The 21,293-nt window shown below is 53.0% G+C and carries 26 protein-coding genes and 1 pseudogene; 15 read left to right on the top strand and 12 right to left on the bottom strand.

Annotated features, from left to right (window positions below; all coding sequences use genetic code 11):
• Nucleotides 1-3 precede the first annotated feature (3 nt).
• From flgG to flgB, 6 genes are read right to left on the bottom strand one after another with little or no spacing between them, the layout of a single operon-like run.
• Nucleotides 4-786, bottom strand: coding sequence for a flagellar basal-body rod protein FlgG (gene flgG / locus N1249_RS08315; RefSeq protein WP_014069773.1), 783 nt, complete (start codon nucleotides 784-786; stop codon nucleotides 4-6).
• 11 nt (nucleotides 787-797) lie between these two features.
• The gene (locus tag N1249_RS08310; RefSeq protein WP_014069772.1) at nucleotides 798-1,553 is read right to left on the bottom strand and encodes a flagellar basal body rod protein FlgF; all 756 of its coding nucleotides are present in this window, start codon (nucleotides 1,551-1,553) and stop codon (nucleotides 798-800) included.
• A gap of 20 nt (nucleotides 1,554-1,573) precedes the next feature.
• On the bottom strand, nucleotides 1,574-2,842 hold the full coding sequence (flgE, locus tag N1249_RS08305) for a flagellar hook protein FlgE (RefSeq protein WP_259836664.1): 1,269 nt from the start codon (nucleotides 2,840-2,842) through the stop codon (nucleotides 1,574-1,576).
• A gap of 26 nt (nucleotides 2,843-2,868) precedes the next feature.
• Nucleotides 2,869-3,576: a flagellar hook assembly protein FlgD gene (gene flgD / locus N1249_RS08300; RefSeq protein ID WP_014069770.1), complete on the bottom strand. Its 708-nt coding sequence runs from the start codon at nucleotides 3,574-3,576 to the stop codon at nucleotides 2,869-2,871.
• Between the two features lie 11 nt (nucleotides 3,577-3,587).
• Nucleotides 3,588-3,992 carry a flagellar basal body rod protein FlgC gene (gene flgC, locus N1249_RS08295; RefSeq protein WP_014069769.1) on the bottom strand — a complete coding sequence of 135 codons (405 nt, stop codon included), beginning with the start codon at nucleotides 3,990-3,992 and terminating at the stop codon, nucleotides 3,588-3,590.
• Nucleotides 3,993-3,995: 3 nt separating this feature from the next.
• Nucleotides 3,996-4,412: a flagellar basal body rod protein FlgB gene (flgB, locus tag N1249_RS08290; protein WP_014069768.1), complete on the bottom strand. Its 417-nt coding sequence runs from the start codon at nucleotides 4,410-4,412 to the stop codon at nucleotides 3,996-3,998.
• 157 nt (nucleotides 4,413-4,569) lie between these two features.
• On the opposite strand from flgB, the gene flgA reads away from it, so the two are divergent.
• From flgA to flgN, 3 genes are all read left to right on the top strand, one after another.
• Nucleotides 4,570-5,244, top strand: a complete 675-nt coding sequence (gene flgA / locus N1249_RS08285; RefSeq protein ID WP_259836661.1) for a flagellar basal body P-ring formation chaperone FlgA — start codon at nucleotides 4,570-4,572, stop codon at nucleotides 5,242-5,244.
• Between the two features lie 93 nt (nucleotides 5,245-5,337).
• On the top strand, nucleotides 5,338-5,631 hold the full coding sequence (gene flgM / locus N1249_RS08280; RefSeq protein ID WP_259836659.1) for a flagellar biosynthesis anti-sigma factor FlgM: 294 nt from the start codon (nucleotides 5,338-5,340) through the stop codon (nucleotides 5,629-5,631).
• A gap of 4 nt (nucleotides 5,632-5,635) precedes the next feature.
• Complete coding sequence (gene flgN, locus N1249_RS08275) at nucleotides 5,636-6,061, top strand: flagella biosynthesis chaperone FlgN (RefSeq protein ID WP_259836657.1); 426 nt, start codon at nucleotides 5,636-5,638, stop codon at nucleotides 6,059-6,061.
• A gap of 59 nt (nucleotides 6,062-6,120) precedes the next feature.
• Here the strand turns inward: flgN and murJ are convergent, their stop codons facing one another.
• The 4 genes from murJ to rimJ form a co-directional block, all read right to left on the bottom strand.
• Nucleotides 6,121-7,656 carry a murein biosynthesis integral membrane protein MurJ gene (murJ, locus tag N1249_RS08270; protein ID WP_259836655.1) on the bottom strand — a complete coding sequence of 512 codons (1,536 nt, stop codon included), beginning with the start codon at nucleotides 7,654-7,656 and terminating at the stop codon, nucleotides 6,121-6,123.
• A gap of 129 nt (nucleotides 7,657-7,785) precedes the next feature.
• Nucleotides 7,786-8,709 (bottom strand): Gfo/Idh/MocA family protein, encoded by a 924-nt coding sequence (locus N1249_RS08265; RefSeq protein ID WP_259836653.1) that lies wholly within the window; start codon nucleotides 8,707-8,709, stop codon nucleotides 7,786-7,788.
• Nucleotides 8,710-8,711: 2 nt separating this feature from the next.
• Complete coding sequence (locus N1249_RS08260; RefSeq protein WP_259836651.1) at nucleotides 8,712-9,362, bottom strand: YceH family protein; 651 nt, start codon at nucleotides 9,360-9,362, stop codon at nucleotides 8,712-8,714.
• Between the two features lie 9 nt (nucleotides 9,363-9,371).
• On the bottom strand, nucleotides 9,372-9,956 hold the full coding sequence (gene rimJ / locus N1249_RS08255) for a ribosomal protein S5-alanine N-acetyltransferase (protein WP_182060443.1): 585 nt from the start codon (nucleotides 9,954-9,956) through the stop codon (nucleotides 9,372-9,374).
• Nucleotides 9,957-10,192: 236 nt separating this feature from the next.
• Between rimJ and mdtH the strand changes: the two are divergent.
• The 9 genes and pseudogenes from mdtH to N1249_RS08210 all read left to right on the top strand — a co-directional run bounded on the left by mdtH (nucleotide 10,193) and on the right by N1249_RS08210 (nucleotide 16,920).
• Nucleotides 10,193-11,401, top strand: a pseudogene (gene mdtH / locus N1249_RS08250) (multidrug efflux MFS transporter MdtH).
• Nucleotides 11,402-11,526: 125 nt separating this feature from the next.
• On the top strand, nucleotides 11,527-12,087 hold the full coding sequence (locus N1249_RS08245; RefSeq protein WP_014069759.1) for a lipoprotein: 561 nt from the start codon (nucleotides 11,527-11,529) through the stop codon (nucleotides 12,085-12,087).
• 128 nt (nucleotides 12,088-12,215) lie between these two features.
• Nucleotides 12,216-13,262, top strand: coding sequence for a dihydroorotase (gene pyrC, locus N1249_RS08240; RefSeq protein ID WP_259836648.1), 1,047 nt, complete (start codon nucleotides 12,216-12,218; stop codon nucleotides 13,260-13,262).
• Between the two features lie 75 nt (nucleotides 13,263-13,337).
• Nucleotides 13,338-13,583 (top strand): DNA damage-inducible protein I, encoded by a 246-nt coding sequence (gene dinI, locus N1249_RS08235; RefSeq protein ID WP_166716959.1) that lies wholly within the window; start codon nucleotides 13,338-13,340, stop codon nucleotides 13,581-13,583.
• Nucleotides 13,584-13,858: 275 nt separating this feature from the next.
• Nucleotides 13,859-14,113 carry a biofilm formation regulator BssS gene (gene bssS / locus N1249_RS08230; protein ID WP_014069756.1) on the top strand — a complete coding sequence of 85 codons (255 nt, stop codon included), beginning with the start codon at nucleotides 13,859-13,861 and terminating at the stop codon, nucleotides 14,111-14,113.
• 116 nt (nucleotides 14,114-14,229) lie between these two features.
• A complete protein-coding gene (gene solA / locus N1249_RS08225; protein ID WP_259836640.1) occupies nucleotides 14,230-15,348 on the top strand; it encodes an N-methyl-L-tryptophan oxidase in 1,119 nt (372 codons plus the stop codon).
• A 61-nt stretch (nucleotides 15,349-15,409) separates the two neighbouring features.
• Nucleotides 15,410-15,523, top strand: a complete 114-nt coding sequence (locus tag N1249_RS08220) for a DUF2770 family protein (protein ID WP_041162036.1) — start codon at nucleotides 15,410-15,412, stop codon at nucleotides 15,521-15,523.
• 250 nt (nucleotides 15,524-15,773) lie between these two features.
• Nucleotides 15,774-16,340 carry a cytochrome b gene (locus tag N1249_RS08215; protein ID WP_259836637.1) on the top strand — a complete coding sequence of 189 codons (567 nt, stop codon included), beginning with the start codon at nucleotides 15,774-15,776 and terminating at the stop codon, nucleotides 16,338-16,340.
• 1 nt (nucleotide 16,341) lies between these two features.
• Entirely contained in the window at nucleotides 16,342-16,920 is a 579-nt protein-coding gene (locus tag N1249_RS08210; RefSeq protein ID WP_259836635.1) for a YceI family protein, read from the top strand.
• A 42-nt stretch (nucleotides 16,921-16,962) separates the two neighbouring features.
• On the opposite strand, the gene N1249_RS08205 is transcribed toward N1249_RS08210, so the two are convergent.
• Entirely contained in the window at nucleotides 16,963-18,012 is a 1,050-nt protein-coding gene (locus tag N1249_RS08205) for a rhodanese-related sulfurtransferase (RefSeq protein ID WP_259836633.1), read from the bottom strand.
• A 222-nt stretch (nucleotides 18,013-18,234) separates the two neighbouring features.
• Between N1249_RS08205 and N1249_RS08200 the strand changes: the two genes are divergently transcribed.
• The 3 genes from N1249_RS08200 (at nucleotide 18,235) to N1249_RS08190 (ending at nucleotide 21,024) form a co-directional block, all read left to right on the top strand.
• Nucleotides 18,235-19,161, top strand: a complete 927-nt coding sequence (locus N1249_RS08200) for a Kdo(2)-lipid IV(A) acyltransferase (RefSeq protein WP_259836631.1) — start codon at nucleotides 18,235-18,237, stop codon at nucleotides 19,159-19,161.
• A 139-nt stretch (nucleotides 19,162-19,300) separates the two neighbouring features.
• Nucleotides 19,301-20,551, top strand: coding sequence for a multidrug efflux MFS transporter MdtG (gene mdtG, locus N1249_RS08195; RefSeq protein WP_259836629.1), 1,251 nt, complete (start codon nucleotides 19,301-19,303; stop codon nucleotides 20,549-20,551).
• 98 nt (nucleotides 20,552-20,649) lie between these two features.
• Nucleotides 20,650-21,024, top strand: coding sequence for a MysB family protein (locus N1249_RS08190; protein ID WP_014069748.1), 375 nt, complete (start codon nucleotides 20,650-20,652; stop codon nucleotides 21,022-21,024).
• 8 nt (nucleotides 21,025-21,032) lie between these two features.
• Here N1249_RS08190 and N1249_RS08185 read toward each other — a convergent pair whose 3' ends face one another.
• Nucleotides 21,033-21,260 (bottom strand): YceK/YidQ family lipoprotein, encoded by a 228-nt coding sequence (locus N1249_RS08185; protein ID WP_182060430.1) that lies wholly within the window; start codon nucleotides 21,258-21,260, stop codon nucleotides 21,033-21,035.
• Between the last annotated feature and the right edge of the window lie 33 nt (nucleotides 21,261-21,293).

Here is a 21,293-nt window from a genome sequence, read left to right as displayed (position 1 = left end):
ACCTTAGAGTTGCGTCAGTTTTTGCAGCATCTGGTCGGTCGTCGACACTGCTTTACTGTTAATTTCATACGCGCGCTGAACCTGGATCATATTCACCAGTTCTTCCGCAACGTTAACGTTCGAGGTTTCGACATAACCCTGATACAGCAAACCTGCGCCGTTAAGGCCAGGCGTGCTTTCATTTGGCGTACCGGAGGATTGCGTTTCGGTGTAGAGGTTCTCACCAATGCTTTCCAGACCGGTATCGTTCATGAAGGTGGTCAGGTTGAGTTGCCCTACCTGCACCGGGTTGGTCTGCCCCTGCTGCGTTACGCTGACCACACCATCACGACCGATGGTGATGCTCAGGGCGTTCGCCGGGATAGTGATCGCAGGCTGAACCTGGAAACCGCCCGCGGTTACCAGCTGGCCGTTCTGATCAACCTGGAAAGAGCCATCGCGGGTATAAGCTGAGGTTCCGTCAGGCAGCTGCACCTGGAAGAAACCCTGGCCTTTGATCGCCACGTCTTTACTGTTGTTTGTCTGAGACAGGTTGCCCTGGCTATGCAGACGCTCGGTCGCCACCGGACGAACACCGGTACCGATCTGCAAACCGGACGGCAGCGTGGTTTGTTCAGAAGACTGAGCACCTGGCTGACGAATAGTTTGATAAAGCAAATCTTCGAAAACGGCGCGCTGACGCTTGAAACCATTGGTACTGACGTTTGCCAGGTTGTTGGCAATAACGTCCATATTGGTTTGTTGTGCATCCAGGCCCGTTTTCGCGATCCATAAAGAACTGATCATAGGAAGTCCTGTTAACTCATAGCCAGAAGTTGGTTAGCTTTGCTCGCGTTTTCATCAACGCTGCTGATAATTTTCATCTGCATTTCAAAACGACGGGCACTGGCGATCATATCGGTCATGGCTTCAACCGGTTTGACGTTACTGCCTTCCAGCACACCAGACATCACACGAATACTCGGATCGGCCTGTAATGTGGCACCACGCGTGGCTTGCGTCGCCTGGGTCAGACGGAACATCCCGTCATCACCACGCTGCACTTCTTTGCCTTCCGCTTTAACCAGCTTCAGACGACCGACAGGCGCAACGGTGTTTGCCGGGTCACCTGGGTTTAATGCCGAGATGGTCCCGTCAGCAGCGATGGTCAGCTCTGAGCCTTCCGGTACGGTAAGCGGGCCAGCTTCACCCATAACAGGGTGTCCCTGGATCGTCAGTTGCCCGGTGGCGCTCACCTGGATATTACCGTTGCGGGTATACCCCTCGCTGCCATCAGCAGTTTGCACGGCCAGCCAGCCGTCCTGCTGAAGCGCAACGTCCAGTGGACGCGAGGTGTAATCCATCTGACCCGGCGTCATATCCGCACCTGGTGTAGAAGCCGTTACCAGCGTACGCGTAGGTAACGACAGCCCTTCTACCGGCACGGCGCGCAGCGCATTAAGCTGCGCACGAAAACCCGGTGTAGAGGCGTTCGCCAGGTTGCTGGCGGTGACGGCCTGCTGATTGAGCGTCTGGCTTGCGGCGCCCATCGCTGTATATATTGCGTGATCCATTGCGCTTTCCTGTTAGCCGCTTAACGCAGGTTAACCAGCGTGTTGAGGATCTGATCCTGAGTTTTGATCGTCTGTGCGTTCGACTGATAGTTACGTTGAGCAACAATCATGTTCACCAGCTCTTTACTCAGGTCAACGTTGGAGGCTTCCAGGGCACCGTTGGTCAGCGTACCGAAGTTACCGGTTCCTGCTGTACCCAGCAGCGCAACGCCGGATGACTGGGTTGCAGACCAGACGTTATCGCCTTCTGACTGCAAACCTTCGTTGTTAGCGAAGTTTGCCATCACGATCTGACCCAGAACCTGAGTCTGTTCGTTGGAGTAGTTACCCACAACGGTACCGTCATCGTTGATCTGGTAGCTCACCAGGTCGCCAGGCTTGTAGCCGTTCTGAGTGGTCGCCACAACGTTGTTGGAACCGGTGTTCTGCTGCATGGAGTTCAGGAAGCTCAGGTTGAACGATGCAGGGGTTGCGCCACTGACTGAATCGGTAACGATATTGATAGACGGGGTGGTGTTGGCGGTAGTAGCCAGTGACCAGGTCTCCGGCGTGGTACCAAGCGCGGTGTAGTTGTAAACGCCTGCCAGGTTACCGTTGTTGTCAAAACTCATCTGCGCCGCTTTGTTCACGGCTGAGTTAGCAACGCTTGCATCCTGGGTATACAGATCCCAGGTATTGTCCGCAGTTTTGACATAGTAAACGCTCATATTATGCTCGTTACCCTGGCTGTCATATACCGTGACCGAACCCTTCTTGTTGTAGCTGTCCGCGTTGGTCGGATCAAATGCCACTGTCGGAATGTCGTCCGTGGAGTTCAGGTTGATCTGCTGCGTTGCCGTGGTGGTCGATTTCGCGGCCATCAGGGTATTCGGGATCGAAATAGGCTGTGGGTTCGCACCGGTTTGTACCGATGGTGGCGTACCCGCAACAGGGTAACCGGTCAGTTGCAGACCCTGCATGTTCACCAGGTTACGGTTTTCGTCCAGTTTGAACTGGCCGTTACGGCTGTAGAACACGGAACCGTTCGCATCAACCATACGGAAGAAACCGTTCTGGCTGATAGCCACATCCAGGCCACGACCAGTGTTGGTGGTAGTACCGTCGGTGAAGTCCTGAGTGATGCCTGCAACTTTAACGCCCAGGCCTACTTTGGAACCAGCAAACATATCTGCAAAAGAAGCAGAGCCGGATTTAAAACCGTAGGTCGCGGAGTTGGCGATGTTGTTGCCAATGACATCCAGGTTGGTGGCCGCAGCATTCAGGCCGCTGACCGCTTGAGAAAAGGCCATGACTTACTCCTGATAAGTGTTAAGGCTTAGATAATCTGCCGAACTTCGTCGAGTGTGGTGGTACCTGTGGTACCCAAATCCAGTTTGTTGCCGTCGCTGCCTTTAATCACGCCCTGCACCAGCCCAAACTGAAGTGGCTGTGCAACCAGCTGAGTCGTCCCGTTGCTGGCCGCGATAGACACGGTGTAAGAACCGTTCGGCGCCGTAGAGCCATCGGTCACACTGCCGTCCCAGGTAAAGGTGTGAACACCGGCCGACAGCGCGCCAATATCGATGGTACGAACCACGGCTCCGGTGGAGTCTTTAATCGTGGCGGTAACTTTGTCAGCAGCCTGTTGCAGCTCCACGCCAAACGGAGTGGTAGACGTGGACGTTGTGCCATCGGTGGTAGTGCTGCCAGCAAGCACCGTGGTGCCAGGGATCATGACACCGTGACCAATCAGGTTCGCCGCCTGGAGTGACTGGCTGTTGTCGATTTGGCCGGATACTGAGCCGAGCGTGGTGTTGAGCTTTTCAATGCCGCTAACGGTACTGATCTGCGCAAGCTGCGTGGTCAGTTCGTTGTTCTGCATCGGGTTGGTTGGATCCTGGTTCTTCAGCTGTGCCACCAGTAGCGTCAGGAAGCTGCTTTGCAGATCGGAAGCACTGCTTCCCGTCAGGGAGCTGGAGCTGGTCGAGCTGGTACTGGTAACGCCCGAGTTAGTGGTGTCATTCACATTGACGGCGATGGACATGCGTGTCTCCTTTACTGGCCGAGAGTGAGTGTTTTGAGCATCATGCTCTTCACGGTATTAAGCACTTCGACGTTGGCCTGATAGCTACGCGAAGCCGACATGGAGTTGACCATTTCGCCAACCACATCCACGTTTGGCATTTTCACGTAACCACTGGCGTCGGCGAGCGGATTACCCGGCTCGTAGACCAGTTTGTCCGGTGCCTGGCTCTCTACCACGTCAGAGACTTTCACGCCGCCCGTCGCCGCGCCTGGCGCAGCATCGACCTGAAAGACAACCTGTTTTGCGCGATAAGGCTGCCCGTCCGGGCCGGTCACGCTGTCGGCGTTTGCCAGGTTACTGGCCGCCACGTTCAGGCGTTTGGACTGCGCTGTCAGCGCCGAACCCGCGATATCAAAAATATTCAGCAAGGCCATGAATTAGTTGCCCCCCTGGAGGACGCTCATCATGCTTTTGATTTGTCCGCCGAGCACGGTCAGGCCTGTCTGATACTGAAGGCTGTTATCGGCAAACTGTGTACGCTCCCGGTCCATGTCTACGGTGTTACCGTCGAGGGAAGGCTGATCGGGGACGCGATAAAGTAAGTCAGTGGTTGGCGCAGTCATCGCCTGAGCGGGAATATGGCGTGAGGATGTCAGTGCAAGCGCAACCCCAGTCCCTTCGGTACGTCCCCGCTCCATCACTTTTTTAAGCTCACTGGAAAAATCAATATCGCGCGCCTGAAACCCGGGGGTATCCGCGTTAGCGATATTGGCGGCTAAAATTTCCTGCCGCTGGGCGCGTAAATTGAGCGCTTCCTGCTGAAAACGTAAGGCAGCGTCGAGTTTATCGAGCATGTCTCCTCCGCTGATGGCAAAATTTCAGTTCACAGCTTAAATCTCAACCCGTCTGCCTTATCGACGGAATAAGCGCAAAATGCGTCGCTATTTATTGCGTTGATGCAAAACCACTGAAGGTAGAATCCTCTCAATTCTGAAAACGGTGGAACGTGCGATGCGGACATTGAGACATGGCCTTGCGGCAACCATATTGCTTTTAAGCCCCTTTGTTCAGGCAGAAAATCCTCAGACAACTGGCCTTAGCGACCAGCTGACGAGCTTCTTTGCCCAGCAGTTGGCAGGCTTTAGCGATGACGTCACGGTTATCGTGCGCACACCGCCCAATCTGTATCCCTCTTGCGACCAGCCCTCTTTCAGCGTGACCGGCAGTGCGAAACTGTGGGGCAACGTGAACGTGCTGGCGCGCTGCGCCAATGAAAAACGTTATTTACAGGTTGTAGTTCAGGCGACGGGCAATTATGTTGTCGCCGCCCAGCCTATCGCCCGGGGAAGCGTGTTGCAGACAGGCAGCGTGACGCTAAAACGTGGCCGCCTGGATCAACTTCCGCCTCGCACCATGCTCGACATTAATCAGGCGCAGGACGCGGTAAGCCTTCGCGATGTTGCCCCAGGTCAGGCCATTCAGCTGTCAATGCTGCGCCAGGCGTGGCGGGTAAAAGCCGGTCAGCGGGTGATGGTCGTTGCCAACGGAGATGGGTTTAGCGTTAACAGTGAAGGACAGGCGTTAAACAACGCTGCCGTTGCGCAAAATGCCCGTGTGAGGATGTCCTCAGGCCAGGTGGTTAGCGGAACTGTCGATACTGATGGGAATATTCTGATTAACCTATAATCTTTTTAAAGAAATCGCTGCGACTGCCGATAAATAATCAACTAATGATGATGTCAGGCGCAAACGCCGCGAACCCTCGATGAGGACAACACAATGAGCATTGATCGTACATCAGCCCTAAAACCGGTTAGCACTGTACAACCTCGCGAAACGAATGACGCTACGCCGCAAAAAACGCGTCTGGAAAAACAGTCAACTGCAAACAGCACCAGCGTCACCCTGAGCGATGCGCAGGCAAAACTGATGCAGCCAGGCAGCAGCGATATCAACATGGACCGTGTTGAATCACTGAAAACCGCTATTCGTAACGGCGAGCTGAAAATGGACACCAGCAAAATCGCTGATGCACTGATTCAGGAAGCGCAGAGTTTCTTACAGAGTAACTAACCGTATGAGTCGACTGCCAGAAATACTGGATCAAATGACGGTTGTCCTGAACGACCTGAAAACGGTAATGGATGCAGAACAACAACACCTGTCTTCCGGTCAGATCAACGGCAGCGCGTTGCAACGTATTACCGAAGATAAAAGCTCGCTCCTGGCGACGCTGGATTACCTGGAGCAGCAGCGACGCGCGGAACAAGATCCGCGACGCAGTGCAAACGATGAGATTGTCGAACGCTGGCAGACGATTACAGAAAAGACCCTGCATCTTCGCGACCTCAATCAGCATAACGGCTGGCTGTTAGAAGGACAGATCGTACGTAATCAGCAGGCGCTTGAAGTGTTAAAACCCCATAAAGAAACGGGGCTTTACGGCGCGGATGGTCAAACATCCAGTGCGAGAATTACGGGCGGGAAAAAGATTTCGATTTGACGTTTTAACGGCGAATCAGTGAACGGGGAGCACCATCTGGTGAACTCCCCTTTTGGCGTTTATGCCGTACGGCGGGCAAACTCTTTCACTTTAAACCCAAGTACTGCAAGCGTTGCGAAGTAAGCCACAATACCGACCACCACCACGGCCATCAGACGCATCAGGCGATAAGGCATCGTACCCTGCGCCCAGTCTGGCATCACGTACATCATGCCGAGTAACGCCGCCGACATCACCAGCACCGCAATCAGCAAACGCACCAGGAAACTCGCCCAGCCAGGCTGCGGGGTAAAGATATCCTGTTTACGCAGCTGCCAGTACAACAGCCCGGCGTTCAGACAGGCCGCCAGACCAATCGACAGTGACAGACCGGCATGTTTCAGCGGGCCAATAAACGCAAGGTTCATGAGCTGCGTCATGACCAGGGTCACGATGGCAATCTTCACCGGAGTTTTAATGTCCTGACGGGAGTAGAAGCCCGGAGCAAGCACTTTAACGACAATCAGCCCCATCAGCCCCACCGAATAGGCCACCAGCGCGCGCTGGGTCATGGCGGCGTCAAAAGCGGTAAATTTACCGTACTGGAACAACGACACCGTAAGTGGTTTCGCCAGAATGCCCAGCGCCACCGCGCTCGGTAATGCCAGCAGGAAGCACAAACGAAGCCCCCAGTCCATCAAACGGCAGTATTCATCATGATTACCGCTGGCGAAGCTTTTCGACAGCGATGGCAGCAGAATTGTCCCCAGCGCAACGCCCAGCACCCCTGACGGGAACTCCATCAGACGGTCAGCGTAATACATCCAGGAAACAGAGCCGGACACCAGGAAAGAGGCAAAGATGGTGTTGATAATCAGCGAGATCTGGCTGACGGATACGCCGAGGATCGCCGGGCCCATCTGCTTAATCACGCGCATCGCCCCGGCATCACGGAAGTTAACGCGCGGCAGCACCAGCATCCCTATCTTTTTCAGATGCGGCAGCTGATAGGCCAGCTGTAATACACCGCCCACGGTAACAGCCCAGGCCAGCGCCAGAACTGGTGGATTGAAATGCGGGGCCGCAAACAGCGCAAAGCCGATCATGCTGACGTTAAGGAACGTGGGCGCAAACGCCGGAACGGAGAAACGGTTCCAGGTGTTCAGAATGGCGCCGACCAGTGAGGCCAGTGAGATCAGCAGAATATAAGGAAAGGTAATACGCAGGAGCTGGCTGGTGAGGGCAAATTTATCGGCCGTATCAGCAAAACCCGGCGCCGTGACCATGATCACCCAGGGGGCTGCCAGCATCCCGATAACGGTCACTACCGCCAGCGCCAGCGTTAACAGGCCAGAGACATAGGAGACAAAAACGCGGGTGGCATCTTCGCCCTGCTTGCTTTTATATTCCGCAAGGATGGGAACAAACGCCTGTGAAAATGCCCCTTCGGCAAAAATACGGCGCAGCAAATTGGGTAGCTTGAACGCGACGAAAAAGGCGTCAGTGGCCATCCCTGCGCCGAAAACCCTCGCCACAATGGCATCGCGCGCAAAGCCAAGCACGCGGGAAAACATGGTCATCGAGCTGACTGCCGCCAGCGATTTTAATAAGTTCATTAACGTGAATTTCCAGAACCATACGGATTTGTAGGCCGGGTAAACGAAAGCGCCACCCGGCAAAGCCAACAAGCGGCGCTTAGTCTAACCCGATTTCAACGAATTACTATCCGCAGATGTTACAGCGAGTTATTCACTCATGGCATCTCGCCAGAGCCTTTCCACAATACGCTGCGCCAGGATTGCCTGCTCGCCCGAGGTTTCCGGAACCGTCTGATTTTGCACGCAGGTGATAAAGTGACGCGCACACCCGACAAAGCCACGTTGTTCAAGCGTGCTCTGCCAGCCAGGAACAGGCTGCATCACCACACCGTTGCCCTTCTCTTCCCGCCACTCGCGCATATCGGTGATGTCATACAGTGCGCCATCGGTAACGGCCTGCACGAATTCCCGCTGGCTGCCCGCCCGGCGGTGCATACTGGTTGTCACCTGGAGATGATCCACCGAGAAGTGGTGTTCGGCATACACCATTTCGCCCTGCTCGCTGGTTAACAGCGTTCCGCTTTTCAGCTGCGCGTTGCCGTTGGTGAGCCACAACGCGGTGTCCACAACATGCAGATAATCATCGAGCAACGTAAAGCGCAGATCGTTCGGCCCAATGCTGTCAGTCCGGTGCTTGTCCATGCGCAGCGAGGCCAGGTTGCCAGACTGGGCTTTGAGCTGCTGATAGAGCGGTGCAAAGCGGCGGTTGAAACCGACCATCAGTTGCAGGTTTTTGCTGGCCGCAAGGTCAATCAGGCGCTCGGCATCCTGCACGTTTTCCGCCAGTGGCTTATCCACGCAGACGTGGACACCGGCGTTCAGTAATTCGCTGACTACCTGATAATGCGTTGAGGTTGAGGTATGCACAAACACCGCATCACAGTCGCGGGCTAAATCCAGCAGCGAGCTGGCATACGGGATGCGCCAGGTATCACAGATGCGCTGGGCTTTTTCGCGAGTGGGCGACCACGCCCCTTGCAGCGTCCAGTCCGTCGCTGCGCCTAATACCGGTAACCAGGCTTTTTGAGCAATACCGCCAAGCCCGACCACTCCCACACGTAATTTTGTCACCGTTAATCTCCCAAATGAGCAAGCAAGGCATCCAGACGCTGTTTAAGCCCGGCGACTTCCTCTTCAAGCGCGTCCACACGCGCCGTCAGGCTGTCATTGCCCTCTGGTGCATCGGTTTCAGTAAAACTCTCAAGCGTTTCCACATCGCCACTGAACAGGTGCATAAAGCGGCTTTCGCGCTTGCCCGGCTCACGCGCCAGGCGTTGCACGTACGGGCCATCTTCGCGTGTCGCCAGCCCTTCCAAAGTTTGTTCGACTTCCTGCATATCGCTGAACTCATGCATTCGGGAGGCGCGTGAACGCAGTTCGCCTGGGGTTTGCGCGCCGCGCAGCAGCAGCGTGGTGATCAACGCCACTTCTGCGCTGCTGAGTTTGAGATCGCCAAATTCAGAATTACAAAAACGTTGTTCGTACTTCGTCACCCGGTTGCCAAACCCGCTCACCGTGCGCAGATAATGCCGTTTGACCAGCGCGTCCAGTACATCCTGCACGTCGTGCTCACCGAGGTTCATCACCGGCTCGCGGTTGGTCTTTTGATTACAGGCCATGGTCACTGCATTCACAGACAGCGGATATTGCTCTGGCGTGGTCACCTGCTTTTCAAGCAGACAGCCAATGATCCGTGCTTCGGTGGCGGTTAACTGATATTTCATCTTTTCTCCTTAACGACCTGCTGTCCAGTCCGGGGTGGTTAACGCCGTCAGCACATGGTCACGCCATTCACCATCAATAAGCAGATAGTCTTTGGCATAACCTTCTTTCTCGAACCCTAAACGTGCCAGCAAATTTCCGCTGCGCTGGTTATGCGGCATATAGTTCGCCATGATGCGATGGATGTGTTGAGTGCGTTGCATGTAACGAATTGCCGTGGTCAGCGCTTCAAACATCAACCCCTGACCTTGCCACTTCTGTCCGATGGAATACCCGAGATAGCAGGCGTGAAATGACCCACGCACGACGTTGGAAAAGTTAGCGATACCAACGATCTCTTTTTCTTCCGGATCCAGCAGTGCAAAATAGAACGCACTACCTTGCTTGTGAAACTCCGTAATCATACTGAGCCGCGCCTGCCAGCCTGAAGGGTAGCAATGGCTCTCATCCCGAACGGGTTCCCAGGGCTTTAAAAACTGGCGATTCTCGGCGTAATAATCCGCCAGACGCCAGGCATCACGCTCATGCACCAGACGGACGACAAGCCTGTCCGTCGTCAGGCGCACTTTTGGCACATTACTGCGATAGCCAAACATCGATACCACTCCTTCCCGTCGCTTCTGCTCTACCCATTAGCTTTACTATACCTGCGCCTTTGCCGTCTGTGAAAACAGTGACATACCATTTTGACCTCTTTTCACATTTTTCGATGAGAAGTCTCTATCAAAGCACCCTTTTGATAAAAAAATATTGTTGCTGGCGGGGTGGGAAAACGCCTGGCAACACCGCAGAATATTAGCGTGCTCACCATCTTCTTTTCCCTGGAGGGGAAATGTCCCGCGTATCACAGGCCAGGAACCTGGGTAAATATTTCCTGCTAGTCGATAACATGCTGGTCGTGCTCGGCTTTTTTGTCGTTTTTCCACTTATTTCGATTCGCTTTGTCGATCAAATGGGCTGGGCGGCATTAATGGTCGGTATCGCGCTGGGTTTGCGCCAGTTTGTCCAGCAGGGGCTGGGCGTATTTGGTGGGGCTATCGCTGACCGTTTTGGTGCCAAACCAATGATTGTCACCGGGATGTTGTTACGCGCGGCAGGTTTCGCCACGATGGGCATTGCGCATGAACCCTGACTGCTGTGGTTCTCCTGCTTCCTTTCTGGTATCGGCGGCACCCTTTTCGATCCCCCACGAACGGCACTGGTGGTCAAGCTGATCCGCCCGCACCAGCGTGGTCGCTTCTTCTCTATTCTGATGATGCAGGATAGCGCCGGTGCGGTGGTTGGCGCGCTGTTGGGTAGCTGGTTGCTGCAATATGATTTTCGTCTGGTATGTGCCACCGGCGCCGTGCTCTTTATTCTGTGTGCAGCCTTCAACGCCTGGCTGCTGCCTGCGTGGAAATTATCGACGGTAAAAGCCCCGGTGCGTGAAGGGCTGGGCCGCGTGCTGCGTGACAAACGCTTCGTCACTTATGTACTGACTCTGACGGGCTACTACATGCTTGCCGTTCAGGTCATGCTGATGCTGCCCATCATGGTTAACGATATTGCCGGCTCACCCGCGGCGGTCAAATGGATGTACGCCATTGAAGCCTGCCTCTCCCTGACGCTGCTTTATCCGATTGCCCGCTGGAGCGAACGCCGGTTCCGTCTTGAGCATCGGCTGATGGCCGGGCTGCTGCTGATGACCCTGAGCATGATGCCGATTGGGCTGGTAAGTACTTTGCAGCAACTCTTTATGCTGATATGCACCTTCTACATCGGTTCGATTATCGCCGAACCGGCGCGTGAAACGCTGAGCGCCTCACTGGCAGACGCCCGCGCCCGCGGCAGCTATATGGGATTCAGCCGTCTTGGGCTGGCCTTTGGCGGCGCGCTGGGCTATGCCGGCGGCGGCTGGCTGTTTGATGCGGGCAAAGCGCTGAATCAACCGGAGCTTCCGTGGATGATGCTGGGCGTGGTGGGCTTTATTACACTTCTTGCATTGTGGTGGCAGTTCAGCCAGAAACGCAGCGCGAGCGGGATGCTCGAGCCTGGCGCATAACCTCTCTGTCCGGCGGGAGCGCACTCCCGCCCTTCTTTATCAGTTTTTTCTGCTGGTTTCTGCTATATCTCGCTGACATACTGACGCATCAGGACAGAAGCGCCGATATTTTTTTGAGGAACTCCATGAAGAAGATCGTCATTGCCGCAGCATTCGTCGTTAGCGGCCTGCTGGTGGGTTGTAACCAGCTTACGCAATATACCGTCAGTGAGCAGGAGATTAATCAGGCGCTGGAAAAGCATAACAACTTTTCAAAAGACATTGGCGTGCCGGGCCTTGCCGACGCGCATATCGTGCTGAGCAAGCTCACCAGTCAGATTGGGCGCGAAGAGCCGAACAAAGTCACCCTTTCCGGTGATGCAGACCTGGACATGAATTCCCTCTTCGGCAGCCAGAAAGCGAATATCAAACTCAAGCTCAAAGCGCTGCCGGTCTTTAATAAAGAGAAAGGCGCCATCTATCTGCAAGAGATGGAAGTGGTGGATGCGGTGGTTTCACCCGATAAAATGAAACCGGTGATCCAGACCCTGATCCCCTATCTGAACCAGTCGCTGCGCAGCTATTTCAACCAGCAGCCGGCCTATGTTCTGAGTGAAGATAAGAGCAAGGGCGAATCGCTTGCCAAAAAATATGCAAAAGGGATAGAGGTGAAACCGGGAGAAATTATCATTCCATTCACCGATTAACCCCAGGGGCGCTCAGGCGCCCTTTTTTTTACGGAAATGTGTGCAAACGAAAACGTTTCCGCTTATGATTTGTGTCCGGCAAAAACAGCCATCCCAATGACTGATTCCTGACAAGCCGGAGCTCATCCATGACTGCACAACCCCAGGTTCTTAAAATCCGCCGCCCTGACGACTGGCATATCCATCTGCGTGATGGCGATATGCTGAAAACCGTCGTGCCTTATACCAGTGAAATTTATGGCCGCGCGATTGTTATGCCTAACCTGGTTCCGCCAGTCACCACCGTCGATGCCGCCATCGCGTATCGCCAGCGTATTCTTGATGCCGTTCCTGCGGGTCATGACTTTACCCCACTGATGACCTGCTATCTGACGGACTCACTCGACCCGAACGAAGTGGAGCGTGGGTTTAACGAAGGGGTGTTCACTGCCGCGAAGCTCTACCCGGCCAATGCGACCACCAACTCCAGCCACGGTGTGACCAGTATCGACGCCATTATGCCGGTACTGGAAAGAATGCAGAAACTGGGGATGCCGCTGCTGATCCACGGTGAAGTTACCCACGCCGATATTGATATCTTCGACCGTGAAGCCCGTTTTATTGAAACAGTGATGGAGCCGCTGCGTCAGCGTCTGCCTGCACTGAAAGTGGTGTTTGAGCACATCACCACTAAAGATGCTGCCGAATATGTTCGCGACGGCAATGAGCTTATCGCCGCCACCATCACCCCACAGCATCTGATGTTTAACCGTAACCACATGCTGGTAGGCGGTGTTCGTCCGCATCTGTACTGCCTGCCGATCCTCAAGCGCAATATCCACCAGCAGGCACTGCGAGAGCTGGTCGCAAGCGGTTTCAACCGGGCATTCCTGGGCACCGATTCCGCACCACACGCGCGTCATCGCAAAGAAGCGAGCTGCGGCTGTGCAGGCTGCTTCAACGCACCAACCGCACTGGCCAGCTACGCCACCGTGTTTGAAGAGATGAATGCGCTGGCGCATTTTGAAGCCTTCTGCTCCCTGAACGGCCCGCGTTTCTATGGCCTGCCGGTCAATGAAACCTTTATTGAACTGGAGCGCACCGCGTACCAGGTTGAAGAGGCCATTCCGCTGACTGACGACACGTTGATCCCATTCCTGGCGGGTGAAACCGTGCACTGGACCGTTAAGCGCTAAAAATATCAATGCCCCTTGTTGTCAAATCGATAATACACCTGTATAAATAAACAGTATATTACACAGGGGGCATTTATGCGTATTGAAGTTACCATCGCCAAAACAACCGTTCTGCCTGCAGGTGCGCTTGATGCGCTTGCCGGTGAATTATCCCGCCGTATTCACAACAGTTTCCCGGAAAACGAAGGTGCTGTAACGGTACGTTATGCTGCCGCGAACAACCTGTCCGTCATTGGTGCTGCAAAAGAAGATAAAGATCGCATCAGCGAAATCCTGCAAGAAACGTGGGAAAGTGCCGACGACTGGTTCATCACCGATTAAATCTTGCTCCCTCATTGTGTTTTTTTTGCCGGGTCGCCCCGGCTTTTTTTTATCTGCCATCCGGAATAGTTCAAAATAATTGGGTGTCTTCTTAAAAAAACGTGAACAAGATGGTGTTTTATTGTTCGAACAATCCTAAAACACAGAAAAATGTGTTGCCAGCTCTTTATTTTTCCCGTCATAACCCTTATTTATTGATATACTGAAATTGCTTCAGATAAACATGTATTGAACCTCAAAGTCGTTGTCTTCTAACACGTATTAAGGGGGTTATCATGGAAAAGAATAGTGAAGTCATCCAGACCCATCCTCTCGTTGGCTGGGATATCAGTACCGTAGATAGCTACGATGCCTTGATGCTGCGTTTGCACTACCAGACCCCGAATCAGCCAAACCGTGAAGAAGCGGAAATTGGACAGACGCTGTGGCTTACCACTGCCGTCGCACGTCAGTTTATTTCTATTTTAGAAGCAGGTATTGCAAAAATAGAATCTGGCGACTACCAGGAAAATGAGTATAAACGGCATTAACCTTATGCCCACTTTTCACTCAACAGGCACCTTCGTGGTGCCTTATTTATTTCTCCCTTGTATAACCCTCCGATGTTAATTACTCTGCTAACAAAGTGTTGGTTTAAGAGATACCTATGAAATACGACTTAATCATTATAGGCAGTGGCTCCGTTGGTTCAGCGGCTGGTTATTATGCCACGCAGGCTGGCCTCAACGTTCTGATGATAGACGCCCATCTTCCTCCGCATTCTGAAGGCAGCCATCACGGTGATACCCGTCTGATTCGTCACGCTTATGGCGAAGGTGAACGCTATGTGCCACTGGTGCTGCGTGCCCAGACGCTTTGGGATGAACTGGCCACCCTCACCGAAGAGCGCGTCTTTGACCGTACAGGCATTATTAACATCGGGCCTGCTCATTCTGCGTTTCTGGCCACCGTGGAGCACAGCGCGCGTGAGTTTAATCTTGATGTTGAGAGTCTGGACGCTGACGCCATCATGAAACGCTGGCCGGAGATCCGCGTTCCTGATGATTATATTGGGCTGTTTGAAGCCAACTCCGGCGTATTGCATTGCGAGACGGCCATCAAAACCTGGATTTCGCTTGCCGAAAAAGCAGGATGCGCCCAGCTATTCAACTGTCCGGTGACTGCCATTACCCATCATGAAGATGGTGTTACCGTTAGCACCCAGGATGGCGACTATTCTGCCTCTCGCCTGCTGATCAGCGCTGGCACCTGGGTAACAAAATTGCTGCCTGACCTGCCCGTACAGCCAGTGCGTAAAGTGTTCTCCTGGTTCCAGGCAGATGGCCGTTACAGCAGTCAGAATAAATTCCCGGCCTTCACCGGCGAGTTGCCCAATGGCGATCAGTTCTACGGCTTCCCGTCAGAAAAAGACGCGCTCAAGATTGGCAAACACAACGGCGGGCAGGTTATCTCTGAACCTGATGAGCGTAAACCTTTTGGCGCTTACCCGACCGACGGTTCTGAGGCTTTTACGTTCCTGCGAAATATCCTGCCCGGCATTGGCGGCCTTCTCTACGGCGCAGCCTGCACCTATGACAACACCCCGGATGAAGATTTCATCATCGACACCCTGCCCGGCCATGACAACACGCTGCTTATCACCGGGCTCAGCGGCCACGGCTTTAAGTTTGCCTCTGTACTGGGCGAAATCGCGGCACAATTTGCGCAGGGGATCGCGCCACAGTTTGATCTGACGCCCTTCTCGCTCTCGCGTTTTAACGGATAATACGCCCACAGGCTCCGAAGGTTCGGAGCCTGTGTTTTATCACTACACTTCGCGGGGTATTATGCGCAAAATCGTTGGCTACCTTATCAATAATATTCGCGAACATTTAATGCTCTATATTTTATTGTGGTCGCTGCTGGCAATCATCGATTTTGTTTATATTGTATTTTATTGAAAAGAAACACTGACAATAACTGACACTACTTTATATTAATTTAATTACGCGGATTTTTGATTAATATATGCATTTCTGGCCCTATGATAACCCCACCGTTAATTGCACGAACACACTGAATTACATCACCTCATCATTTTCAAAATCACTGAAATAAATTAAATAAATATCCTTATTCAGTAATTTAAGTTGCAATATCTTTTTACACAGTCCATTTTTACCGTTCTGTTTATTACGAATGGTAATATTTATGCAACTGCGAAATTCGTCTTCGCGCTACGGCATTATATCCATGTCCTTACACTGGGTATTTGCACTGGCTATTTATGCCATGTTCGGTCTTGGACTCTGGATGGTGACGCTCAGCTATTATGATGGCTGGTATCATCAGGCACCTGAGTTGCATAAAAGCATTGGCATTTTGCTGATGATGGGACTCGTTTTCCGCGTGTTGTGGCGGCATATCTCTCCGCCACCACCTGCGCCGCAAAGCCACGGTAAATTCACGCGTCTTAGCGCAAAAGGGGCACATATTGCCCTCTATGCCCTGCTCATCGCCATTTTAGTGAGTGGATATCTTATCTCCACGGCGGATGGCAAGCCGGTCAGCGTCTTTGGCCTTTTCGACGTTCCCGCCACACTGACGGATGCCGGTTCACAGGCCGACATCGCGGGCGTTGTTCATCTGTGGCTTGCCTGGAGCATCGTTATCTTTTCAGTCCTTCACGGGCTTGCTGCGCTCAAACACCACTTTATTGATAAAGACGATACGCTGAAGCGGATGCTCGGCCGTTCGTCAGTTGACTCTGGAGCATAAAATGAAAAAACACCTGTTGGGTATCGCGTTAGGTTCACTGTTATTTACCGCCGGTTCTGCGGTGGCCGCTGATTATAAAATTGATAAAGAGGGCCAACATGCCTTCGTCAATTTCCGTATTCAGCATCTTGGTTACAGCTGGTTATATGGCAGCTTTAACGATTTTGATGGTACATTTCGTTTTGATGACAAAAATCCCGCCGCGGATAACGTTAATGTCACCATTAATACCAACAGTGTGAATACTAACCATGCTGAACGCGATAAGCATCTGCGCAGTGCCGATTTCCTTAACGTAACAAAATTCCCACAGGCCACATTCACCTCAACAGAGGTGAAGAAAGCCGGAGAGAAACTGGATATTACCGGTAATCTCACCCTTAACGGCGTCACAAAACCGGTCACGCTTCAGGCAACGTTAATCGGCCAGGGTGATGATCCATGGGGCGGTAAGCGTGCAGGTTTCGAGGCCACCGGTAAAATTCACCTGAAAGACTTTAATATCACCACGGATTTAGGCCCGGCGTCCAAGGATGTCGAATTGATTATTTCTGTGGAAGGTGTTCAGCAGAAGTCGTAATAATGCAGCCCGGTGAATCAACACACCACCGGGCTTATTTCTTTATTTCGGGTCAGGAATACCCAGTTTGGTATTCAGGCGACCGCGGGATTTATTAAAGATCTTGTTGCCGTTTTCACGGCCCGCGCGACGGCGACGTTGCTCTTCTTCAGGCAACATGCTCTCTTCGCTGCACAACTCGCTACAACAGTTGTGGTACTTCTCAGCACAGGCCGGACACTGGATAAACAGCAGATGGCAGCCATCGTTTTTGCAGTTCGTATGTGTGTCGCACGGCGTGCCGCACTGGTGGCAGTGTGAAATCACATCATCTGAAATCCGCTCGCCCATGCGCTCATCGAACACGAAGTTCTTGCCGATAAAGCGTACCGGCAGCCCTTGCTCACGAGCACGACGGGCATACTCAATGATGCCACCCTCAATGTGCCAGACTTTATTAAACCCGTTGTGTTTCATCCAGGCGCTGGCTTTTTCGCAGCGAATACCGCCGGTGCAGTACATAACGATTTTTTTATCTTTATGTTCCTGCATCATTTCAACAGCTTTCGGCAGCTGTTCACGGAAAGTGTCCGCGGGGATTTCCATTGCGTTTTCGAAATGACCCACTTCGTATTCGTAATGGTTACGCATATCGATGAACACCGCATCCGGGTCATCGAGCATCGCATTCACTTCGGCCGCTTTGAGGTATTCCCCTACATCACCCGCATTAAAACTCGGGTCGTCGATACCGTCCGCAACAATGCGCTCACGGACTTTCATGCGCAGTACCCAGAACGATTTACCGTCGTCGTCCAGGGCAATATTCAGACGCAGGTCGTTCAGCGCGGGGTCAAATGCATAAAGGAAATCGCGAAACGCATCTACTTTGCTTTCAGGGATGCTGATCTGCGCATTAATACCTTCACGTGCCAAATAGACTCGTCCGAACACATTCAGCGCAGTAAATGCCTGGTAAAGTGTATCGCGGGTCGCTTGTGGATCGTTGATGGTGAAATATTTGTAGAATGAGATTGTCGTGCGCGGTTCGGTTTCAGCCAACATACGCTCTTTTAACATCTCATTCGATACGCGGTTGTGTAACACTGGCATGGTGTACAAGTCCTGCAATCGTTAAGAGTAAGAAAAATCGGTCGGCATCATATAGCAAACAAAGACAATTTACATCCATACAATTTACGCTACATTTCATTCAGCCAGAATTATTGCACGTAACATTTGCTGCATTAACGCTCGATTCGATGACAGATATTTTGGCTAAGCTTTAAAAAATGAGACAATAAGACCTTCAGGACGTAAGAAAACAGGACAGACATGACCCAGCTACCGAAATTTACTGCCGCCCTTTTGCATCCCCGTTATTGGTTAACCTGGCTTGGTATAGGCTTCTTGTGGCTGCTTGTCCAACTTCCTTATCCGGTCATTTTCCGTCTGGGTAAAGGTTTGGGTCGTTTCGCGCAAATGTTCATGAAACGTCGCGCCAGAATCGCTTACCGCAACCTGGAGCTCTGCTTCCCGCAAATGAGCGAGTCAGAGCGCCATGATATGGTTGCCAGAAATTTCGAATCTGTGGGCATGGGGCTGATGGAAACCGGTATGGCATGGTTCTGGCCCGACAAGCGCATGGCGCGCTGGACCGAAGTAGCCGGAACCGGCATGGAGCCAGTGCATTCGCTTCAGGAGAACCAGACAGGTGTACTGTTAATTGGTGTGCACTTTCTGACGCTGGAAATCGGCGCGCGCATGTTCGGAATGCAGGCGCCGGGCATTGGCGTTTACCGCCCGAATGACAACCCGGTGATCGATTTAGTGCAGACTAATGGCCGGATGCGTTCAAACAAAAGCATGATCGACCGTAAGGATCTGAAAGGGATGATCCGTGCGCTCAAGTCCGGCGAAGTTGTCTGGTACGCCCCGGACCATGATTACGGCCCGCAGGCCAGCGTATTTGTCCCTTTCTTTGCGGTCGATGAAGCCGCGACAACAACCGGCACCTGGATGCTGGCGCGGATGTCCAAAGCCGCTATCGTTCCCTTTGTTCCGCGCCGTAAACCCGACGGCTCCGGCTATCAGTTAATCATGCTGGAACCGGAAATAACGCCGCCGCTGGACGACGCCGAAACCACGGCCAAATGGATGAACGGCGTTGTTGAACAGTGCATTATGCTCGCCCCCGAGCAATACATGTGGCTGCATCGCCGCTTCAAAACCCGCCCGCAAGGTGTCCCCTCGCGCTATTGATCCTGTGCGGCCGCCGTGGCCGCATTCTGTTTTAGCTTTAAAAGCTCCCCGACATTGCAGCAATCATAACCCAGGCGCATAATTAGCAGGCTTATTACCTCTACCTTATCGTGCGCTGCACCTCGTTATGCGGATTGTTATGTCACCCTCAGATGCCCCCATAAACTGGAAACGTAACCTCACGGTTGCCTGGCTTGGCTGTTTTCTCACCGGTGCAGCATTCAGCCTGGTGATGCCTTTCCTTCCCCTCTACGTCGAACAGCTTGGTGTGACAGGCCATAGCGCGCTGAACATGTGGTCAGGCCTTGTGTTCAGTATCACCTTCCTGTTCTCGGCGATTGCCTCACCGTTCTGGGGTGGGCTTGCCGACCGTAAAGGGCGAAAAATCATGCTGCTGCGTTCCGCGCTTGGCATGTCCATTATTATGGTGCTGATGGGGATGGCGCAGAACGTCTGGCAGTTCCTGATTTTACGCGCGCTGCTGGGTTTGCTGGGTGGATTTGTGCCCAACGCAAATGCCCTTATCGCCACGCAAATTCCCCGCCATAAAAGCGGCTGGGCACTGGGGACGCTGTCAACGGGGGCGGTGAGCGGCGCGCTACTGGGACCCCTTGCCGGTGGCTTACTGGCAGATAGCTACGGCCTGCGGCCGGTCTTTTTCATCACTGCCAGCGTGTTGTTCCTCTGTTTTATCGTCACCTTGCTCTGTATTCGGGAAAACTTCACCCCGGTGGCCAAAAAAGAGATGCTCCATGCCAGGGATGTTCTGGCTTCACTGAAAAACCCGAAACTGGTGTTGAGCCTGTTTGTCACTACCATGATAATCCAGGTCGCCACGGGCTCTATTGCCCCGATTCTGACGCTCTACGTGCGTGACCTGGCGGGTAATGTGAATAATATTGCCTTTATCAGTGGGCTTATTGCGTCTGTCCCGGGGGTTGCCGCGCTGCTGAGTGCGCCACGTCTGGGAAGGCTGGGGGATAAGATTGGCCCGGAGAAGATCCTGATTTGCGCGCTGGTTATCTCGGTATTGTTGCTCATTCCGATGTCGATGGTGCAATCCCCGTGGCAACTCGGCGTGCTGCGTTTCCTGCTGGGCGCCGCAGATGGCGCGCTGCTTCCCGCGGTACAGACTCTGCTGGTTTATAACTCCACCAACCAGATTGCCGGGCGTATCTTTAGCTATAACCAGTCGTTCCGCGATATCGGCAATGTCACCGGGCCGCTGGTCGGCGCAGGCGTTTCTGCCAGTTTTGGTTTTCGTGCCGTTTTTATCGTGACGGCAAGTGTGGTCCTGTTTAACGCCATCTATTCCTGGTTCAGTTTATCGAGAGCATTACGCCCTGCCACCGACGAGCAGGTTGAACAAAATAGCCCTGCCCGCGAATAAGACGAAGGCGTGACGGCATATTTTCGTATTCATACTTGCAGGATCTGATAATCAGCTATTCTTTCCCTGAATACCTTCTCGAAAACAGGGAGAAACTGATGACCATGTACGCCACACTGGAAGAAGCTATTGATGCCGCTCGCGAAGAGTTCCTCGCCGATAATCCCGGCATTGAGGAAGAAGACGCTGACGTGCAACAACTCAATATTCAAAAATATGTCCTTCAGGACGGGGATATTATGTGGCAGGCCGAATTCTTCGTTGATGACGGTGACGAAGGAGAGTGCTTGCCGGTATTGAGTGGTGAAGCTGCGCAGGCAGTCTTCGATGGTGACTATGACGAAATAGAACTGCGTCAGGAATGGCTTGAAGAAAACACCCTGCACGAGTGGGATGAGGGCGAGTTTCAGCTCGAACCTCCGCTGGATACCGAAGAGGGGCAAACCGCAGCAGATGAGTGGGACGAGCGTTAAGCGTCGTTTTATTCGTAAGGGCCGTGGTGCGCGTCTATCGGTAGCAACAGCGTATCAAAGACCAGTGAAAACGGTAAATCGAGCACGGTCAGGTATCGCCAGGCTGAATCGCGAACATCCCATTTCACGCCCGGGTAATACTGATTCCCGTGGCCTTGCCCTGGAATGGTGCGACTGATAATACTGCCGCAACCGCTAAGCAGCATCGCCATCATGGCCACAATGACTATTTTCATTCATTACCTCATAAAAAAATACCGGCTTCTCAG

Origin of the sequence: Enterobacter sp. CP102, assembly GCF_025152625.1 — a bacterium.
GTDB classification, from domain to species: Bacteria; Pseudomonadota; Gammaproteobacteria; order Enterobacterales; family Enterobacteriaceae; genus Enterobacter; species Enterobacter soli.
The sequence above is the reverse complement of the archived record's forward strand: the minus strand, read 5'-3'. Positions and strand labels throughout refer to the sequence as shown.

What these genes read in the sequence shown, in the direction of transcription:
- N1249_RS08205 (WP_259836633.1), bottom strand. Translation starts at nt 18,012, where the DNA reads ATGCCAGTGTTACACAACCGCGTATCGAATGAGATGTTAAAAGAGCGT.
- N1249_RS08210 (WP_259836635.1), top strand. Translation starts at nt 16,342, where the DNA reads ATGAAAAAACACCTGTTGGGTATCGCGTTAGGTTCACTGTTATTTACC.
- N1249_RS08220 (WP_041162036.1), top strand. Translation starts at nt 15,410, where the DNA reads ATGCGCAAAATCGTTGGCTACCTTATCAATAATATTCGCGAACATTTA.
- rimJ (WP_182060443.1), bottom strand. Translation starts at nt 9,956, where the DNA reads ATGTTTGGCTATCGCAGTAATGTGCCAAAAGTGCGCCTGACGACGGAC.
- flgN (WP_259836657.1), top strand. Translation starts at nt 5,636, where the DNA reads ATGAGTCGACTGCCAGAAATACTGGATCAAATGACGGTTGTCCTGAAC.
- flgD (WP_014069770.1), bottom strand. Translation starts at nt 3,576, where the DNA reads ATGTCCATCGCCGTCAATGTGAATGACACCACTAACTCGGGCGTTACC.
- solA (WP_259836640.1), top strand. Translation starts at nt 14,230, where the DNA reads ATGAAATACGACTTAATCATTATAGGCAGTGGCTCCGTTGGTTCAGCG.
- mdtG (WP_259836629.1), top strand. Translation starts at nt 19,301, where the DNA reads ATGTCACCCTCAGATGCCCCCATAAACTGGAAACGTAACCTCACGGTT.
- N1249_RS08245 (WP_014069759.1), top strand. Translation starts at nt 11,527, where the DNA reads ATGAAGAAGATCGTCATTGCCGCAGCATTCGTCGTTAGCGGCCTGCTG.
- pyrC (WP_259836648.1), top strand. Translation starts at nt 12,216, where the DNA reads ATGACTGCACAACCCCAGGTTCTTAAAATCCGCCGCCCTGACGACTGG.
- murJ (WP_259836655.1), bottom strand. Translation starts at nt 7,656, where the DNA reads ATGAACTTATTAAAATCGCTGGCGGCAGTCAGCTCGATGACCATGTTT.
- N1249_RS08185 (WP_182060430.1), bottom strand. Translation starts at nt 21,260, where the DNA reads ATGAAAATAGTCATTGTGGCCATGATGGCGATGCTGCTTAGCGGTTGC.
- bssS (WP_014069756.1), top strand. Translation starts at nt 13,859, where the DNA reads ATGGAAAAGAATAGTGAAGTCATCCAGACCCATCCTCTCGTTGGCTGG.
- flgB (WP_014069768.1), bottom strand. Translation starts at nt 4,412, where the DNA reads ATGCTCGATAAACTCGACGCTGCCTTACGTTTTCAGCAGGAAGCGCTC.
- N1249_RS08215 (WP_259836637.1), top strand. Translation starts at nt 15,774, where the DNA reads ATGCAACTGCGAAATTCGTCTTCGCGCTACGGCATTATATCCATGTCC.
- dinI (WP_166716959.1), top strand. Translation starts at nt 13,338, where the DNA reads ATGCGTATTGAAGTTACCATCGCCAAAACAACCGTTCTGCCTGCAGGT.
- N1249_RS08190 (WP_014069748.1), top strand. Translation starts at nt 20,650, where the DNA reads ATGACCATGTACGCCACACTGGAAGAAGCTATTGATGCCGCTCGCGAA.
- flgA (WP_259836661.1), top strand. Translation starts at nt 4,570, where the DNA reads ATGCGGACATTGAGACATGGCCTTGCGGCAACCATATTGCTTTTAAGC.
- flgG (WP_014069773.1), bottom strand. Translation starts at nt 786, where the DNA reads ATGATCAGTTCTTTATGGATCGCGAAAACGGGCCTGGATGCACAACAA.
- flgE (WP_259836664.1), bottom strand. Translation starts at nt 2,842, where the DNA reads ATGGCCTTTTCTCAAGCGGTCAGCGGCCTGAATGCTGCGGCCACCAAC.
- N1249_RS08260 (WP_259836651.1), bottom strand. Translation starts at nt 9,362, where the DNA reads ATGAAATATCAGTTAACCGCCACCGAAGCACGGATCATTGGCTGTCTG.
- flgC (WP_014069769.1), bottom strand. Translation starts at nt 3,992, where the DNA reads ATGGCCTTGCTGAATATTTTTGATATCGCGGGTTCGGCGCTGACAGCG.
- N1249_RS08310 (WP_014069772.1), bottom strand. Translation starts at nt 1,553, where the DNA reads ATGGATCACGCAATATATACAGCGATGGGCGCCGCAAGCCAGACGCTC.
- N1249_RS08200 (WP_259836631.1), top strand. Translation starts at nt 18,235, where the DNA reads ATGACCCAGCTACCGAAATTTACTGCCGCCCTTTTGCATCCCCGTTAT.
- flgM (WP_259836659.1), top strand. Translation starts at nt 5,338, where the DNA reads ATGAGCATTGATCGTACATCAGCCCTAAAACCGGTTAGCACTGTACAA.